Source organism: Pseudoalteromonas sp. SR45-4, assembly GCF_014163535.1.
Taxonomy (GTDB): Bacteria; Pseudomonadota; Gammaproteobacteria; order Enterobacterales; family Alteromonadaceae; genus Pseudoalteromonas; species Pseudoalteromonas nigrifaciens.
Genome location: NZ_JACJDO010000038.1, coordinates 26,476 through 38,597, shown reverse-complemented (window position 1 = coordinate 38,597; position 12,122 = coordinate 26,476). Strand labels below are relative to the sequence as shown.

The following is a 12,122-nucleotide window of genomic DNA, read 5'->3' as shown; positions in this document are numbered from 1 at the left end:
GGATGGCTTGCTCAATCGGCGTTTAGAAAATAAGCCGAAGGGATAGAAGAATACAGGAGCCGTATACGAGGCCCGTACGTACGGCTCTGTGAGAGGGATGAGGCAAAAGCCTCACCCTACTCGATATGCCCGTTTAAAGTAGCTTTATTTTTAAGGCGTGATTTAGCTAAGTTTTGTTGTTTAATTAGCCAAATGAAGAAAAATAATGTTTTTCAGCGCATAGCCGTAAGCCCTTGTGTTTAAACAGTTTACGTTCACGTAAAGAAAATAAATTGAAAAAACTGTTAATTATTTGCATAGAGTAATTGATCTAATCGAATTTTTATGACGTAATGTAGTTATTATTATCTGGTCGGATGAGTTCAATCATGAGTTTACGTACAAAATTAAAAAAAGTATTACCAAGTATTTCAATTACTGAACAAGAAGCGCTAGACGCCGGCGATGTATGGTTAGAAGGGTCTATCTATCAAGGTAAACCTGACTTTAGTGCACTACGCGCCGTGCCAGCTGCAGTATTAAGCGCAGACGAAAAAGCCTTTATTGATGGCCCACTGCAAGACTTGTTGGGTATGATTGATGACACCGAAATTCAAAATGGCATTCATTTACCGGATTACATTTTAGACTTTTTAAAGAAAGAGCGTTTCTTCTCGCTGATCATTCCTAAATCGTTTGGCGGTTTAGAGTTCAGCCCATACGCTAACTCAACAATTGTAGCCACTATTGCCACTAAAAGCTCTGCAGTAGCGGTAACAGTAATGGTACCTAACTCGTTAGGCCCAGGTGAGCTATTACTACATTTTGGTACGCAAGAGCAACAAGCACACTACCTACCACGTTTAGCAAATGGTACAGACATTCCATGTTTTGCATTAACTAGCCCAGAAGCGGGTTCTGATGCAGGTGGCATTCCAGATTTAGGTACAGTTACTAAAGGCATGTACAACGGCGAAGAAGTACTAGGTTTAGAAATTACGTGGGACAAGCGTTACATTACACTGGCGCCTATTGCGACTGTATTGGGCTTAGCATTTAAAGTTGTTGACCCTGATGGTTTGCTTGGCGGTAAAGAAAACCTAGGTATTACCTGTGCGCTTATTCCTAAAGAGCACCCGGGTGTAGAGTTAGGTAATCGCCATGATCCTATGAATATTCGTTTTTATAACGGTACTACGCGTGGTAACAAAGTATTTGTACCTATGGACTTTATCATTGGTGGCCAGAAAAACATTGGTCGCGGTTGGCAAATGCTAGTTAGTTGTTTAGGCGCAGGGCGTGGTATTTCATTACCAGCACTGGGTGTAAGTACGGCGCAAGTTGCATTTAAATCAGCGTCTGAGTACGCTGCTGTGCGCGAGCAATTTGGTTTAGCAATAGGCCAGTTTGAAGGTATTCAAGAAAAGCTTGCCGATATTGCAGGTAAAACATACCTACAAGAAGCAATGCGAGTGCTTACAACTGAAGGCTTAGGCATGGGCTTAAAACCATCGGTAGTAACTGCAATTGCTAAATACCACATGACCGAGTTGGGCCGTGATGTACTCGACTCTGCAATGGATATTCAAGCGGGTAAAGCAATTCAAAATGGTCCACAAAACACGCTAGCAAGCGGTTATGTAGCACAGCCAATTGCTATTACGGTAGAAGGCGCGAATATTCTTACTCGTAACCTGATGATCTTTGGTCAAGGTGTAATGCGTTGTCATCCATACTTACAATCTATGGTTGAATCAATTCATAGCGAAGATAAAAATGCAGATAAAGAATTTAACCGTATTTTACGTAAAACAGTAAGTTACAGCGTAGCAAACAGCTTACGTGCGTTCCGCTTGGGTGTATTACCATTTACAGCAGGTGCAAGTTCAACGTTACCAGAAGTACGTGAATACGAAAAAGCAGCACATAAACTGTCAGCTAAATTAGCTGTATATGCAGATTTCTCGCTACTTGTACTTGGCGGTAAGCTTAAGCAAGCAGAAATGTTGTCGGCACGTTTAGGTGATGTAATGAGCTTTTTATACGCGGCAATGGCGTCAATTAAATACTACGAGCAAAAAGTATCAAGTAGTGAACGTGAGCAAGCAGCACCGTATTTTCATTATGCTACTCGCTTTGCACTACAAAGTGCTGAAGAAGCGCTGCACAAGTTTTTAGATAACTTCCCTGCAAGTGGTACGCGTAAGTTCATGCGTTTTATTACCATGAACTACTCAACTAAAATGCCAAAAATTAGCGACGACTTAATTCGTGAACTAGCTAAGCAAGCTCAGCTAGATACGGCCTTTAAAGCGCAAATTACGCATTTAGTTAAGCCAGTTAAAGGTGATGGACATTATATTAACGAGCAAGCGTACAAAGCTAAAATGGCATCGCTTGGTGAGTTGGCTAAAGTTAAAAAAGCACTGCGTGCTAAAACAATTAAAGCGGGTATTCGTTTTTCAATCACACTTGATAACGCACTTGCGGCTAATGTAATTACAGCAGCTGAACATACTCAGCTTATTGATTACAACACTAAGCGCGAAAAAGCGATTCGTGTAGATGAGTTCGATTTTGATATGAACTTACTTGACGACAACGCACAACCGGTTAACCCACTTAAAAGTGTTGTAAACCAGTAATCACTCAGTGTAAATAAATTCAACAATGTAAGCGCCTGTAGTTTGGGCGCTTTTTACGTTTTTAAAGAAAGCCCACAAAAGTTAATTGAGGGGCTTTTTGTAACTTAATGAGGAGCTATTTAAAATAAATAAGAAATAGTTAAGTTACCCGATACAGCAACGTAGGTGCCTGTGCGGTACATAAAATCTTCATATTCATCAGCCTGGCGTAGAGTTAAAACAAAATCTAACGCTGCAGGACCCCAGTTGTAGCCTAAGCCGCCACCAAGTTGAAAGCCTGACATAGTTTCATTTTTACTCAAAGCACTCCACTTGTCTGAAAAGAAACCTGCGCCGCCATAGCCTCTAAAGCCTTTTTTAGATAAACCCACACCACCGTAAGCCATTAGGTCGAATCCATCACTTTCTATCGCCGAAAAGTCGTCATTTTCTAATGAGAAGTAGGTAGCTCTAATTTGAAAATGATTATTAACAGCGTAACCCGCAGCTATATTAAAACCACTAAAATCCAAATCTTCGCTCGAGCTATTGTCATTGGCTAAAGTGAACGCGTAAGCACCCGCTCCAATACTCCAATGTTTTTGAGGTACTGGTTCTAGCTCATTCGCTTGTACAAAAGAGCCTAGTAATAAAGAAGATAGCAGCAAAGTTCCCTGGAATGTTTTTTTCATTATTTTTCCTATTTTGATATTTTAAAAGTACGATTTAAAGATAATTCTCATAAAGCATATTCAGGTTTTAACGACTAAAAAATTTAGCCCGTTACACCAAGTAAGCAGCATGTATGATGTTATAGAGATGAAATCGGCGAGAGAATAGCGCATACAAAAGCAAGTGTCTAATGTTAAGTTATTGTATTTATTGAGTTATTTGCAATGGTGGTGCGGTTGGTATACTTATCATACTAATTATGAATAGTATGTGAGCATGTGTTGAGCATTGCATGACTTTTTATAATAACAACGCTTTGCGTTAAACTAACTAAAATTTATTAATATTAAGTGCGGCTATGGCTTTTTACCTTTCTTTATTACAGCAACAGTTTAAACAGATAAAAGTGGGGGCTACGCTGACTTCTTTGTGGAGTGGTTGTGGCAGCATAGTGGCTTGTGAGCTTGACGGACAGGCGTGTGTTATAAAGGCGGTGAATATTCCTGAGGTTATAAATCACCCTAAAATTAAACAAACGGCGTTTGCTGTTAATCGTAAGCGTAAATCTTATAATGTTGAATACTACTTTTATAATGATTGCAGCCAGCAGTTACCTAATAACGCTGCTGCTATTGGCTGTTTAGCCGCAATCCAAAATGATCAGCAATATGTGCTGGCGTTTAACGATTTTACCCAGCAGGGCTATGTACAAGCTTTGCCTCAAGACTATCGCGAGGTTATTAAATGGTTAGCGCATTTTCATGCGTTTAATCTAACAATTGAAGCTGTTACTCACGCGGCTGAAAAGTTATGGCCACAGGGCAATTATTGGCATTTAAGTACGCGTCCCGATGAGCTTACAAAGCTCCAGCAATCAGCTATTAAGCAGGTTGCAGCTAAGCTAAATACGACATTATGCAATAGTGCATATAAAACAGTAATTCATGGTGATGCCAAGCTGGCAAATTTTGCCATAAACAAACAGCAGCACGTACTAGGATACGACTTTCAATATGTAGGTGCTGGTGTTGGGGTTATAGATGTGATGTATTTTATGACTAGCTGCTTTAACGAAACACAATTGCATCAGCATGCTGATAGCTGTTTAGAGTGGTATTTTAACGAATTGAAGTTAGCATTAGGCATTTATCATCCTAAGGTAGAGGCAAGTAAAGTGATTAACGATTGGCGCAATTTATGGAGTGTTGCATGGGCCGATTTTTATCGTTTTTTAGCAGGGTGGAGTCCAGAACATAAAAAAATAAACAGCTATATGTTGCTTCAAGTGAAGAGAGAGTTAAAAAAACACATTTAATTAACGCTTGAATTAGGTATATTGCCTTAATATCAGGCAAAATAATGTTATTTGGCGGCAATTGTGAAAACTTAACGAAAACTGCAGGCCAAATGCACTTTTTTACTATAAAATATCGCAAATTTTATCACTAGGTTTTTTTAATATGGCTATTCACGTTATAACTCATCCCCTTGTTCAACATAAATTAGGCTTAATGCGCTCCCATGGAATTAGCACTAAAAGCTTTCGTGAATTGTGCTCAGAAGTAGGTACTTTATTAACCTACGAAGCAACTCAAAACCTACCGTTAGAAGATAACGAAATTACCAGCTGGGATGGCACAAAGTTAAATGTGCAGCATATTAAAGGTAAAAAAATTACTGTAGTGCCTATTTTACGTGCGGGCTTAGGCATGATGGACGGTGTGATGCAGTTATTGCCGGCTGCCAAAGTAAGTGTTGTAGGCCTTGAGCGAAACGAAGAAACATTAGAGCCAATTCCATACTTTGAAAAGCTAGTAAGTAATATTAATGAGCGTTTAAGCTTAGTGATAGATCCTATGCTTGCAACAGGCGGCACTATGATTGCCACTATTGATATGCTTAAAAAGGCAGGCTGTAAAGAAATCAAGGTAATTGTATTAGTTGCAGCTCCTGAAGGGGTTGAAAAAACATTAGCTGCCCATCCAGATGTAGAAATATATACTGCATCGGTAGACAGCCACTTAAACGATAAAGGCTATATTGTGCCTGGTTTAGGTGATGCAGGTGATAAAATTTTCGGTACGGTTTAAGTGAAAACAGTGCAAACCGATACGATGAAAAACAATGCCATGTTCTCAATAAAAACGATACTTACTGGTGCGCAAATGTTGTTTGTAGCATTTGGCTCATTAGTACTAGTACCGCTGTTAACAGGGCTTGATCCAAGTGTTGCTCTTTTTACTGCGGGCTTAGGTACGCTATTATTTCAGTTTGTTACTAAAGGCCAAGTACCCATATTTTTAGCGTCATCGTTTGCTTTTATTGCACCGATTATTGCCTCAATACAAATGTGGGGCATACCTGCCACTATGGGTGGTTTAATGGCGGCTGGTTTTGCTTATATGCTATTGAGCTTTTTAGTTAAATTTAAAGGCACTGAAACGCTACATAAAATATTACCCCCAATAGTAGTCGGGCCGGTTATTATGGTTATTGGCCTAGCTTTAGCACCGGTTGCCGTAAACATGGCCATGGGCAAAAGTGGTGACGGCAGCACGCAAATTATTGCTTATGATAGTGCTATTTACATCTCATTATTTTCTTTAGTGGTTACGCTTATATTAGCGGTATGGGGTAAGGGTGTATTTAAACTTATTCCAATATTAGCAGGGGTGGTAGCAGGTTATAGTTTATCGCTTGCTATGGGCGTGGTGCAATTTGACGCCGTAACTAACGCACAGTGGTTAGCTGTGCCTAACTTTGTTTTACCTGAGTTTAAATGGCAAGCCATTTTGTTTATGGTGCCGGTGGCGATTGCTCCCGCTGTTGAGCATATTGGCGACATGATGGCGATTAGCCAAGTTACCAATAAAGATTTTTTGAAAAAACCAGGGCTACATCGCACTCTATTTGGCGACGGATTAGCTACCTCAGCAGCATCATTGTTTGGTGGGCCGCCAAACACAACTTACTCAGAAGTAACCGGTGCAGTAATGCTAACTAAAAACTTTAACCCAAAAGTGATGATATGGACTGCAATTATTGCCATTACTTTAGCCTTTATAGCTAAAATGGGCGCAAGTTTACAAACAATTCCAGTGCCGGTTATGGGCGGCATTATGATTTTATTGTTTGGCTCAATTGCAGTGATCGGATTAAACACTTTAGTTAAATCTGGGGATGATTTAAGCGAACCGCGTAATTTAAGCATAGTAGCGCTTATTTTGATTTGTGGTATTGGTGGAATGCATATTGGCAGTAGTCAGTTTAGCCTAGAAGGCGTAAGTTTATGTGCCATATTAGGCATAGTGCTAAACTTAGTGTTACCAAAAGCCGAGAAGAAAACCGCAGCTTAAATTTATAGATAAGTTAAACTAACCTAATAGCGCATATATATGCGCTATTTTTTTAGCTAAAATAAAGGCGCAATAGAAATATGGATATCTGTGATTTTTTAGCAAAACATCAATTACCAATAAGCTATCAACAGCAGTGTGAACAGTTTTTTATTCCGGTAGCAAAAAATATATTGCACGCTAAAAAACGAATACTCCGTTATTTGTTGCTATTAATGGCAGCCAAGGCTCGGGTAAAACCACGCTGGCTGATTTTTTAGTAACTTGGTTGGCAAAAAATAGTTCGTTTAATAGCATAGCGCTTTCTATCGATGACTTTTATCTTACTAAGCAGCGTCGACTGCAGCTTGCAAAAAATGTACACCCGCTACTTGCCACTCGCGGCGTACCCGGCACGCACGATGTAGCTTTAATGAAAAGCACACTTGAGCAGTTACTAGCAGGGCACAGTGGTGTGCCTCTACCTCATTTTAATAAGCATTTAGATGACAGTGCGCCACATAACGAGTAGCCGCGTAATAATACCGCTGTCGATATTATTATTTTAGAAGGGTGGTGCGTAGGTAGTAAGGCACAATCGGCATCAGCATTAACTGCACCATTAAATGAGTTAGAGCAAAATGCAGATAGCCAAGGTGTTTGGCGTAACTATGTGAACAATTGTTTAAAAACAGAATATTTAAACATTTTTGCTAAAGTTGATTATTTAGTGATGCTTAAAGCCCCTAGTTTTGCTGCCGTATTTGCATGGCGAAAAGAGCAAGAGCAAAAGCTTATAGCCTTAAAAGGGCAAGGTGCAGGCACTATGAATGACGCCCAACTTAGATACTTTATTGCTCATTTTGAGCGTGTCACTCGAGAAAATTTAAACACACTAGCATCAACAGCAAACGCCCTTGTAACACTTAACGAGCAACGTGAAATTAGTTGCTTGGAGTTTAAAGCTGATTAATTAAAATGTTATGTCAGCAGCAACTGTGGCTTGCTATAACAAGGTTGAGTTTACTAAGCTCCTCAAAAAAGTCGCTCTTTACTCTTTAAGTTTGCATCTAAAGTGTAAAGGGGCTTTACACAGCGAACAAGGCTAAACATTACACACTTTCATTTGCGGTTACTTACTAGCGTATTATTGGTATAATCGACGGAGTTTTTAATTGAAAGGTTTATCATGAAGTACTTTTATTTTGTTTTTATTTTACTCACGTCATCAGTCTCAATTGCCAGCGCGCCAGTTGACCTTGAAATTAATATGAAAAACACGGGGCTTGCATATAAACAAGCAGTGCAAGCGACTAATATTGACGAGTTTAACCTTGCGATTAATGAATTCATCTCGTTAGTGGAAATAAGTAAAACAGCTAAGTTTTATAAAGAACCAGAGCAATCATTACAAGGGCTTGATAAAGTCATTGCTCAGGCTGAGCTTGCAAAACAAGCTGCTAACCTGCAAGGTTTGAGTGCGGCTAAACAGCCACTAAAAAATATAGATAATTTACGTAAAAAGTACCATGAGTTACATGAGCCTCCAGGCTTTTTTGAATTACTATTTGGAAAATAAGGGACCCTCGATGGAAATTTCAGTTGCAATGTTAGATGGCCAAAAGCTCAGTGCTAAATTTGGCGATCATGAAGTGATAAGCGATCAGAGTTTGGCTGCAGGTGGCAACGCAGAGCACCCAGAACCGTTTGATTACTTTTTAGTGAGTATGGTGTTATGTGCAGGTTTTTATGCAAGAAAGTTTTGCCAACAACGCGATATTTCGACACAAGGGATGTCACTTAAGCAAAATAACGAAAATGTGGATGAAGATGGTAAAAAGTTATTTTCTATTGAGATAACACTCCCAGATGGATTCCCTGATAAGTATAAAAAAGCACTGGTTGCCGCGGTAAATACATGTACCGTGAAAAAAGTAATTCAGGCAGTACCTGAATTTTCAGTGGTAGTTAAATAGATAGTTAAATAAGTAGTTAATTAAAGTCACTGAGTGTTACACAACACTGAGTGACTGCTTTATAAAGTGATAGTGGTTAAATGCTATTTCTTTTTCATACCCTGAACAGCTTTAAAGCGCGGGTTCTCCTTACAAATCACAAACACGCGTCCTTTACGTTTTACAACTTGACACCCTGCACGCTGCTTAGCACTTTTAAGTGAGCTTAATACTTTCATTTTATACCTCATTAATAAATAAAATAGGAAAATTCTCATAATAGCATTACGTTATGTGATATTATATCATTTTATTCATCAGGATCTATAGCCACTCAAAAATTATTTAATAAGCATTTAAAAACCATAATTGCTGGCTATTTATGCAAACAAATCAAAAAATGAGCAGTTAAACCAAAAGTGCTGGCTATTGGCGTTTAGCCTGTTATAACTATAATTACATTCGTTAAAAACAGCATAAACAGTAGATCTCAGAGGTAACATATGAGCGACGCAATACAAAAACAACAACAAATAGATCAAGGGGTAATGGATACTCTAAAAGAGCGCGACCATAGTGTTTTAGCACAACAAGTAAACCCTTTAACTTGCACCCATAATGATATTATTGAGTTACTTGCCCAATATATGGCATTAAGTGAACAAGATAACGATGATCTATTTGATCACTGGTTTGATAATTTATCAAAAGAACAACACACAGTATTAAAGGTATTTGAGGTATATAGAGGGCAGTATGAACACCAAAATTAAAATTAGTAAGAGAAGTTTTCTCTAAAAATTTCAGCTGTTAATCACTTCATTTCAAGTTATATACGCACAATTTTTAGTTAACCATTTGAATTTAAATTACTAAATTCAAATGGTTAACTCTCTTAAACGCACCTTAGTGCTTCAAAGTAAACACAATAACCTCTTATGCTAAAAAGTAATTCCGGCATCTATTTATAATTTCAGTATTTTATTGATTACTTACATCTTTGGAATGATATTTGCTTGTAATTATAGAAATAAAATCGTCAATATTTAGACACATGAGGTAAAAATGAATTTTGGAGCTCTTTCTTCACAGTTATACAATGACAATAGCTATTCAAACCTAAGTAATTTAAATAAAAACACTGTAAAAATGGATGATCCTAGTAAAAGCGCAGAGGCTAAACCAGATACTTCTTTAAATAAAAGCGCTGAAAAAACAACGAGCTCAACTGAGACTATTGAAGACATAAAGCCGCTCATCAGCACCGAAACAGAAGATTCGAGCGACAACTCAGCAGTTCAAATGCATAAAGCTATCGGATCAATTAAGGACTTGCAGAATAAAATAAAAGAAATGACCAATAATTCTGATACGCCAACAGAAGAAACAGCAGAAGAACTAAGTAAACTTAAAAAGCAACTCGACAGTGAGCTATCGTCGATACAGTTAACAGTGCGAAAAAATGTATCTACTTTAATGGATTCACTATTTTCATCATCTTCAGATAATAAATACTCAGGTTTGCTTTTTAACAACAAAGTATAATCAAACTTAACTTTTCATGTGTTTATCAGTTTAATCGTGGCTTTATAAAGTCTAAAAAGCTGCGAGTCCAGCTTGTATTATTTCGCGATTATTGACTGCTATAATAACACTTGGTAGTAACTCTACAAGTATGTAATTTCTAATCATGAAATGTGAAAGAAAAGCAATACCTTGACGTGCGACACATATTTTCCTGAGTAGCTTTACCACTGCTAGCTGAATTAATACGTAACTTATCGAGCCTGTAATAAATTATGCTTAAGTACTTTTCAATGGGTGAAAGGTAGAAAACATGAATCAGAAAGAACTTGAAGCTTAATACTTTTGTAAAGAAAGCCGCAAAAGTATTAAAATAGGTGAAGGGTGAAGGCGGTTAATTTGAGTTGAATATACCCTGCAACCGTAATGGTGGCTTGTGCCTCTCTCTGTAAAGAAATCAACTCCACTTTACCTCAATGAACAACAAAGTATTATGTTTACACGGTAAAGGAATGACGACGCGTAATATTGTAATTCATTCGATAAGACCTATTACGCCAAAAACCTTCCTAACTGAACTTCCCAGGTTAGAAGGTTGATGGTTGGTAAATAGGGCTGTTAGAGCTGTTTATTGGGATGTGTCTTTGAAGATGATATGGGTATATTGGGCTATATTTAAAATTAGTACTTACATAGGTATTGTCAAAGGCTAGCTTTAGGCGCGTAAATTCTCTTTCCCCCTATTAAAATCTCTAACTAGAAGAAAAGCAATTAAAATATTATACAGTTCCATGTGTTATTAAATTTCTTAACCAAAGTTCAAGTTAAATAGTAATGCTATAAATATAGAAAAGTAAAACAAAAAACCCACTATAGTCAGGCTATGAGCGGGTTTTTAGTGCGCTTTAAATTAAAAACGCATCAGCTAAAACAGCTTAGATAGCTACGATGTTTTCAGCTTGTGGACCTTTTTGACCTTGTGTAACAGTAAACTGTACACGTTGGCCTTCAGCTAGAGTTTTGAAACCGTCGCCAGAAATTGCGCTAAAATGTGCGAAAACGTCTGCGCCAGATTCTTGCTCGATAAAACCAAAACCTTTTGCTTCGTTAAACCATTTTACTGAACCAGTAGTTGTATTAGACATAATAATATCCTTAAAAATTAATAAAAGTGTGCCTGAAAATAGGCGATTGAGCTGGAAAAAACCTATATTTAACTTGAGGATAACGCGAAGGATTATTACTAATATCAACGTGGTACTTACAAATAAACAGTATTTCTTTCAAACTTATATAAATAGATGGGTTATAAATAACCCATCAACTTAAACATCTTAGATACAAACGATGTTTTCAGCTTGTGGACCTTTTTGACCTTGTGTAACAGTAAACTGTACACGTTGGCCTTCAGCTAGAGTTTTGAAACCGTCGCCAGAGATTGCACTGAAATGTGCGAAAACGTCTGCGCCAGATTCTTGCTCGATAAAACCAAAACCTTTAGCTTCGTTAAAAAACTTTACTGTACCAGTAGTTGTATTAGACATAATTGTATCCTAAGAAATTAATAAAAAATGTGCCTGAAAGTAGGCGGTTAAGCTGGAAAAAATAAATATTTAACTTGAGGATAACACAAAGGATTATTACTAATATCAACGTGGTACGTACAAATAAACAGAACTTCTTTCAAACTAATATTCATTAACGGGTTATTACTAACCCATTAAATTAAACAATTTAGATGCAAACAATATTTTCAGCTTGCGGGCCTTTTTGACCTTGTGTAACAGTAAATTGTACACGTTGGCCTTCAGCTAAAGTTTTGAAGCCATCGCTAGTAATTGCGCTAAAATGAGCAAAAACATCAGGGCCAGACTCTTGTTCAATAAAACCAAAACCTTTTGCTTCATTAAACCATTTAACTGAACCAGTTGTTGTAGACATAGTAGTATCCTAAAAAATTAAAGTGCGCCCTATATAAGGCAATGTAAAGAGTAAGAAAACATATATTTAACTGAGGATAGCGCGAAGGATTA

15 protein-coding genes are annotated in these 12,122 nt (G+C 37.7%); 10 read left to right on the top strand and 5 right to left on the bottom strand.

The window, feature by feature from the left end; translation table 11 throughout:
• Positions 1-368: 368 nt before the first annotated feature.
• A complete protein-coding gene (locus tag H5058_RS14630; protein WP_011330002.1) occupies positions 369-2,624 on the top strand; it encodes an acyl-CoA dehydrogenase in 2,256 nt (751 codons plus the stop codon).
• A 119-nt stretch (positions 2,625-2,743) separates the two neighbouring features.
• Here the strand turns inward: H5058_RS14630 and H5058_RS14625 are convergent, their stop codons facing one another.
• On the bottom strand, positions 2,744-3,295 hold the full coding sequence (locus H5058_RS14625; RefSeq protein ID WP_182678822.1) for an outer membrane beta-barrel protein: 552 nt from the start codon (positions 3,293-3,295) through the stop codon (positions 2,744-2,746).
• A 338-nt stretch (positions 3,296-3,633) separates the two neighbouring features.
• Between H5058_RS14625 and H5058_RS14620 the strand changes: the two genes are divergently transcribed.
• The 7 genes from H5058_RS14620 to H5058_RS14590 all read left to right on the top strand — a co-directional run bounded on the left by H5058_RS14620 (position 3,634) and on the right by H5058_RS14590 (position 8,586).
• A complete protein-coding gene (locus H5058_RS14620) occupies positions 3,634-4,590 on the top strand; it encodes a phosphotransferase (protein WP_182678820.1) in 957 nt (318 codons plus the stop codon).
• A 145-nt stretch (positions 4,591-4,735) separates the two neighbouring features.
• Complete coding sequence (gene upp / locus H5058_RS14615) at positions 4,736-5,365, top strand: uracil phosphoribosyltransferase (protein WP_011330005.1); 630 nt, start codon at positions 4,736-4,738, stop codon at positions 5,363-5,365.
• Positions 5,366-5,389: 24 nt separating this feature from the next.
• Positions 5,390-6,631 carry a uracil-xanthine permease family protein gene (locus H5058_RS14610; RefSeq protein WP_182678826.1) on the top strand — a complete coding sequence of 414 codons (1,242 nt, stop codon included), beginning with the start codon at positions 5,390-5,392 and terminating at the stop codon, positions 6,629-6,631.
• 268 nt (positions 6,632-6,899) lie between these two features.
• Positions 6,900-7,142: a hypothetical protein gene (locus H5058_RS14605; RefSeq protein WP_182678818.1), complete on the top strand. Its 243-nt coding sequence runs from the start codon at positions 6,900-6,902 to the stop codon at positions 7,140-7,142.
• A gap of 141 nt (positions 7,143-7,283) precedes the next feature.
• Positions 7,284-7,583, top strand: a complete 300-nt coding sequence (locus H5058_RS14600) for a hypothetical protein (protein WP_182678816.1) — start codon at positions 7,284-7,286, stop codon at positions 7,581-7,583.
• A 216-nt stretch (positions 7,584-7,799) separates the two neighbouring features.
• Entirely contained in the window at positions 7,800-8,189 is a 390-nt protein-coding gene (locus tag H5058_RS14595) for a cytochrome b562 (RefSeq protein WP_011330008.1), read from the top strand.
• Between the two features lie 10 nt (positions 8,190-8,199).
• Positions 8,200-8,586 (top strand): OsmC family protein, encoded by a 387-nt coding sequence (locus tag H5058_RS14590; RefSeq protein ID WP_011330009.1) that lies wholly within the window; start codon positions 8,200-8,202, stop codon positions 8,584-8,586.
• 83 nt (positions 8,587-8,669) lie between these two features.
• Here H5058_RS14590 and ykgO read toward each other — a convergent pair whose 3' ends face one another.
• The gene (gene ykgO / locus H5058_RS14585; protein WP_011330010.1) at positions 8,670-8,804 is read right to left on the bottom strand and encodes a type B 50S ribosomal protein L36; all 135 of its coding nucleotides are present in this window, start codon (positions 8,802-8,804) and stop codon (positions 8,670-8,672) included.
• 264 nt (positions 8,805-9,068) lie between these two features.
• Here ykgO and H5058_RS14580 point away from each other — a divergent pair, with 264 nt between their 5' ends.
• Positions 9,069-9,338 (top strand): hypothetical protein, encoded by a 270-nt coding sequence (locus H5058_RS14580; protein WP_179807125.1) that lies wholly within the window; start codon positions 9,069-9,071, stop codon positions 9,336-9,338.
• A 292-nt stretch (positions 9,339-9,630) separates the two neighbouring features.
• On the top strand, positions 9,631-10,110 hold the full coding sequence (locus H5058_RS14575) for a hypothetical protein (protein WP_179807124.1): 480 nt from the start codon (positions 9,631-9,633) through the stop codon (positions 10,108-10,110).
• Positions 10,111-11,024: 914 nt separating this feature from the next.
• On the opposite strand, the gene H5058_RS14570 is transcribed toward H5058_RS14575, so the two are convergent.
• The 3 genes from H5058_RS14570 to H5058_RS14560 all read right to left on the bottom strand — a co-directional run bounded on the left by H5058_RS14570 (position 11,025) and on the right by H5058_RS14560 (position 12,030).
• Positions 11,025-11,234 (bottom strand): cold-shock protein, encoded by a 210-nt coding sequence (locus H5058_RS14570; RefSeq protein WP_011330012.1) that lies wholly within the window; start codon positions 11,232-11,234, stop codon positions 11,025-11,027.
• 189 nt (positions 11,235-11,423) lie between these two features.
• Positions 11,424-11,633: a cold-shock protein gene (locus H5058_RS14565; protein WP_011329603.1), complete on the bottom strand. Its 210-nt coding sequence runs from the start codon at positions 11,631-11,633 to the stop codon at positions 11,424-11,426.
• Between the two features lie 190 nt (positions 11,634-11,823).
• Positions 11,824-12,030 carry a cold-shock protein gene (locus H5058_RS14560; RefSeq protein WP_011330013.1) on the bottom strand — a complete coding sequence of 69 codons (207 nt, stop codon included), beginning with the start codon at positions 12,028-12,030 and terminating at the stop codon, positions 11,824-11,826.
• Positions 12,031-12,122 lie beyond the last annotated feature (92 nt).

What these genes read in the sequence shown, in the direction of transcription:
- H5058_RS14625 (WP_182678822.1), bottom strand. Translation starts at nt 3,295, where the DNA reads ATGAAAAAAACATTCCAGGGAACTTTGCTGCTATCTTCTTTATTACTA.
- H5058_RS14620 (WP_182678820.1), top strand. Translation starts at nt 3,634, where the DNA reads ATGGCTTTTTACCTTTCTTTATTACAGCAACAGTTTAAACAGATAAAA.
- ykgO (WP_011330010.1), bottom strand. Translation starts at nt 8,804, where the DNA reads ATGAAAGTATTAAGCTCACTTAAAAGTGCTAAGCAGCGTGCAGGGTGT.
- H5058_RS14565 (WP_011329603.1), bottom strand. Translation starts at nt 11,633, where the DNA reads ATGTCTAATACAACTACTGGTACAGTAAAGTTTTTTAACGAAGCTAAA.
- H5058_RS14575 (WP_179807124.1), top strand. Translation starts at nt 9,631, where the DNA reads ATGAATTTTGGAGCTCTTTCTTCACAGTTATACAATGACAATAGCTAT.
- H5058_RS14630 (WP_011330002.1), top strand. Translation starts at nt 369, where the DNA reads ATGAGTTTACGTACAAAATTAAAAAAAGTATTACCAAGTATTTCAATT.
- H5058_RS14610 (WP_182678826.1), top strand. Translation starts at nt 5,390, where the DNA reads ATGAAAAACAATGCCATGTTCTCAATAAAAACGATACTTACTGGTGCG.
- H5058_RS14590 (WP_011330009.1), top strand. Translation starts at nt 8,200, where the DNA reads ATGGAAATTTCAGTTGCAATGTTAGATGGCCAAAAGCTCAGTGCTAAA.
- H5058_RS14595 (WP_011330008.1), top strand. Translation starts at nt 7,800, where the DNA reads ATGAAGTACTTTTATTTTGTTTTTATTTTACTCACGTCATCAGTCTCA.
- H5058_RS14580 (WP_179807125.1), top strand. Translation starts at nt 9,069, where the DNA reads ATGAGCGACGCAATACAAAAACAACAACAAATAGATCAAGGGGTAATG.
- upp (WP_011330005.1), top strand. Translation starts at nt 4,736, where the DNA reads ATGGCTATTCACGTTATAACTCATCCCCTTGTTCAACATAAATTAGGC.
- H5058_RS14570 (WP_011330012.1), bottom strand. Translation starts at nt 11,234, where the DNA reads ATGTCTAATACAACTACTGGTTCAGTAAAATGGTTTAACGAAGCAAAA.
- H5058_RS14560 (WP_011330013.1), bottom strand. Translation starts at nt 12,030, where the DNA reads ATGTCTACAACAACTGGTTCAGTTAAATGGTTTAATGAAGCAAAAGGT.